5 protein-coding genes are annotated in these 3,885 nt (G+C 42.7%); all 5 read left to right on the top strand.

The genetic code is table 11. The features are described 5' to 3' along the window. On the top strand, positions 1 to 393 hold a 393-nt coding region (locus tag ACUVXA_RS17895), incomplete at its 5' end, for an ABC transporter permease (protein WP_445872648.1). Between the two features lie 78 nt (positions 394 to 471). Beyond that, complete coding sequence (locus tag ACUVXA_RS17890; protein ID WP_445872647.1) at positions 472 to 1,632, top strand: 2-oxoacid:acceptor oxidoreductase subunit alpha; 1,161 nt, start codon at positions 472 to 474, stop codon at positions 1,630 to 1,632. A gap of 24 nt (positions 1,633 to 1,656) precedes the next feature. Further along, positions 1,657 to 2,544 carry a thiamine pyrophosphate-dependent enzyme gene (locus tag ACUVXA_RS17885; protein ID WP_445872646.1) on the top strand — a complete coding sequence of 296 codons (888 nt, stop codon included), beginning with the start codon at positions 1,657 to 1,659 and terminating at the stop codon, positions 2,542 to 2,544. Positions 2,545 to 2,560: 16 nt separating this feature from the next. Next, a complete protein-coding gene (locus ACUVXA_RS17880; RefSeq protein ID WP_445872645.1) occupies positions 2,561 to 3,121 on the top strand; it encodes a 2-oxoacid:acceptor oxidoreductase family protein in 561 nt (186 codons plus the stop codon). A gap of 206 nt (positions 3,122 to 3,327) precedes the next feature. Next, complete coding sequence (locus tag ACUVXA_RS17875) at positions 3,328 to 3,750, top strand: hypothetical protein (RefSeq protein WP_445872644.1); 423 nt, start codon at positions 3,328 to 3,330, stop codon at positions 3,748 to 3,750. Positions 3,751 to 3,885 lie beyond the last annotated feature (135 nt).

Raw genomic sequence — 3,885 nt, 5'->3', positions numbered from 1 at the left:
GAACCGAACACCATCTGGAAGTGTCCTAGATGGGTAAGTTTCGGACAACGGTTCTCAGCTGTATCAACAGCAGTGGGACTAAAAATCGCTGGACACGAGTTCTTCGAACTGATAAACCTCTTCCTAATGCCCATATTCTTTGTAAGTGGAGCCATAATACCAGTTGAAGCAATGCCCGAATGGCTACAAGTTATTGCCCGCTTCAACCCTCTAGCTTACTCTGTGGACGCAATTAGAAAACTTATGCTGGGCGGAGAGTTAGGACTATTAGGAGGGGAGTTTGCAATGATGGATATTCTTCCTTCATTGTTATTTGATGCCTCTGTTCTACTATTGTTCTTATCGGTTTCGGTGCTGATTTCGGTTATCCTTGCTAGAAAAGCCCTAATCTAAGTATTTACCCATAACTAAAAAAGGATACTTTACCTAAGTTAAATTAGATTTAGTAATGGTTTTTCTCTGGTGTGGCCTATGGGAAGTGGTTTTAAGGATATTGTTTTAGAGTCTGGAATCTATTTTATGAGTGGTAATGAGGCTTGTGCTGAGGGTGCGATTACTGCTGGTTGTAGGTTCTTCGCCGGGTACCCGATTACTCCTGCCACGGAGATTATGGAGATTATGGCTCGTAGGATGCCAGAGGTGGGGGGTGGTTTTCTTCAGTGTGAGGATGAGATTTCTTCTATTGCAGCGGTGATCGGTGCGGTTTTGGCTGGGGCCAAAGGTATGACTGCTACTAGTGGACCTGGTTTTTCTCTGATGCAGGAGAATTTGGGATTGGCGGTCATGTGTGAGATCCCCTGTGTTCTCGTGGATTGTCAACGTGCCGGTCCCAGCACAGGACTGCCTACGCGTGTTTCTCAGGGCGATGTTATGCAGGCTCTCTGGGGTAAACATGGAGACGGCATGATTGTAGCACTTGCCCCCTCTTCTCCTCAGGAGATGTTTGACTTAACAATCAGAGCTTTCAACATTGCGGAGGCATTCCGGGTTCCGGTTATAATATTGGCTGATGAGGAAGTGGCTCACACGAGGGAGAGGGTTGAGGTCCCGGAACGCGATGAACTAAAAATTGTAACAAGGAGAGATCCTAGGGTTTCAAAAAAAGAATTTTTGCCTTTCAAAGCCGATGAAAGGGGTGTTCCTCCACCACTTCCACCACTGGGCGGGGGCTATCATTTCCATTTCACCGGATTGAGTCATGATGAGAAAGGTTACCCTATTGATGACCCGAAAAAACATCTGGATCTAGTGAAACGTTTGAGGGATAAGATAGTTAACAACTCTCGGGAGTTAACCTTTCTAGAAAAACAAGTTACCGATAATTCGAAGATAGCGATTGTTTCTCTGGGGAGTGTTTCCAGAGTTGCGTTGAAAGCGATTGTTGAGGCGAAAAAGGAAGGAATTATTGTTGATTACTTGCGTTTAATCACAGTCTGGCCTTTTCCCTACGATGAAGTGCTCAAAGTAGCGGAGGGTGTGGATTACATACTGGTTCCTGAACTGAATGCCGGCCAAATAATTCATACCGTAGCTGAGGCCGCTAAGGGCAAGGCGGAAGTGATTCCTATTATGGGTATAGCCAGGCAATTTAAGCCCAAAGAAATTCTTGATGAAATTAAAAAATATGTGTGAATAAATTGTGGAGGAGATTAAGAAATGACTGAAACGCTTACTGTAATTAATCCCCTTAGAAAATATTTACGGGAGGATAGACTGCCCACTGTGTTTTGTGCGGGCTGCGGCAATGGAATAATACTAAACTGCACCCTTCAAGCTATCGATAAATTGGGTATGAGTATTGATGATATTGTCTTCGTTTCTGGAATAGGCTGCTCGGGCAGGATACCGGGATACATAGATGCTGATAGTCTGCATGTAACACATGGGAGAGCCGTAGCCTTCGCAACGGGTATTAAACTCTTCAACCCGGACCTTGAAGTAATCGTTTTCACCGGCGACGGTGACAGTGGCGCAATAGGGATTTCACACCTCATACACGCCGCGAGAAGAAATGTTGATGTAAATGTTATAAGTGTCAATAATCTGGTCTACGCTTTAACCGGCAGTCAGACCAGCCCCACCACTCCAGTAGGTGCTTATACGTATACTTCTCCTTATGGTAGTTTCGAGGGATTTTTTGATCTCTGCGAACTGGTGGCGGCAGCGGGTGCGAATTATGTGGCACGGTGGAGCACCGTTCAGCCTCAGAGAATAATAGAATCCATAATGAAAGGCATACAGAAGCGGGGATTCTTCTACATAGAAGTCATCAGCCAGTGTCCCACACAGTTCGGAAGAAAAAATGAGATGCCTGATTCCAAGCAACTCATGGAATGGTTTAAAGAGCGCACCCTAAAACTAGAGAGAGCGAAGAATCTTCCTCAACGCGAGAGGGCGGGTAAACTGATAGTGGGCGAATTTGTAGATAGAGACAGACCAGAACTAAGTAACGAGTACCGAAAGCTAATCGAGGGCGTACAGAGAGGAACCATCAAGTTAAAGAAGCCCCATCTGGACTGGCTGGAACTGTCCTTTAGAGAATAGGAGAGAGGATTCAATTTTGACAACTCTAGAAGTACAATTTGTAGGTTCTGGTGGTCAGGGAATTGTTTTTCTAGGGTTTATTCTATCGCGAGCTGCGGTGATTTATGAGGGAAAAGACGCTACTAATATTCAAAGCTACGGGTCGCGGATGAGGGGAGGATCAACTATATCCGATATTATCATCTCTGATGAAGACGTAATTTGTCCCGTTGTATCAGAACCAGACATTTTGGTTGCATTAGCGGATGAATCCTTGGAAGAATTCGCTGCCAGTTTGAAAGAGGGCGCCCTACTTCTAATTGATGAAAGCGTTAAGTTTTTTCCGAAAAATAATTTTAAGGTTTTCAGAATTCCTGCGGCTAAGATTGCGGAATCTGATTTCAAGTCTAGAACGCCAGCTAATATGATAATGCTAGGGGCTTTAATAGGCATCACCGACCTAGTTTCGGAAGAAGCGATTTTAAATTCTCTACTGGACGTAATGGAAGAATTGGATCTAAGAGAGAAAGTAAAGGAGAGAAATATTCAAGCCCTAATAAAAGGAATTAAACTGGGAAGAGCTCTCACCAAAGACTAAAATCAAAAATTTGTAATAACCAAGCTAGCTAGTGGAATTACTCTGGGACCTTGTTAAGAGTTTTCCTTTAGTACTAAATGAGATTTTTCCATAAAAAGTATTTGTTAATATTTTTTTAGGATTATTTATTAAATTTTGTATCTATGTTACCCGCTTGAAATCATTTATTAGATGCATTTATCAAAATATTATATGGTGAGCTTTACTTGTCTGAATATAATGATGAGGTCGGAAGACCACGCGTATGGGCGGGTAGATTTAACCGGTGCTGGCTTCTCGGGATGTTTGTTCAACACTCGCTCTTAGCCAAAGAAGGAATTAAAGTTCCCTCTCCTCCAGAAATGATGGAATTATGTCCTGGAATTGATATTGTAGAAGCAATAAACTTACAGAGGACAATTTACGGTGCCGAGGTGGACTGGGAAAGGCAGACCATTATTGTGAGATATAAGGATAAGAGGTACAACATAACGAGACTAATTATTGACATTGTTAACGAATTCACCTATGGGGATCGAATTGATGAGATAAGTATAGACACCAAGGGATTTGACTTCAAGAGTGCAGCGAGCTGCGCACAAGAAAACATAATCGAAAAAATAGTGTCCGGTGAACTCCCACCAGAATAAAAATATCTTACATTTTATTTAAAATAATATGTTTAAACGCGAACTCAATTTTATAGTTTTTTTAAGAATTAAGCTAGTTTGGTTCTGGTGCCAAATACGGTTGGTAAGGTTAATTTGTGGGTCACGCCATTCTCA

The organism is Candidatus Jordarchaeum sp. (assembly GCF_052745115.1).
Note: the sequence above shows the minus strand (reverse complement) of the source record. Positions and strands in the feature narration are given on the sequence as shown.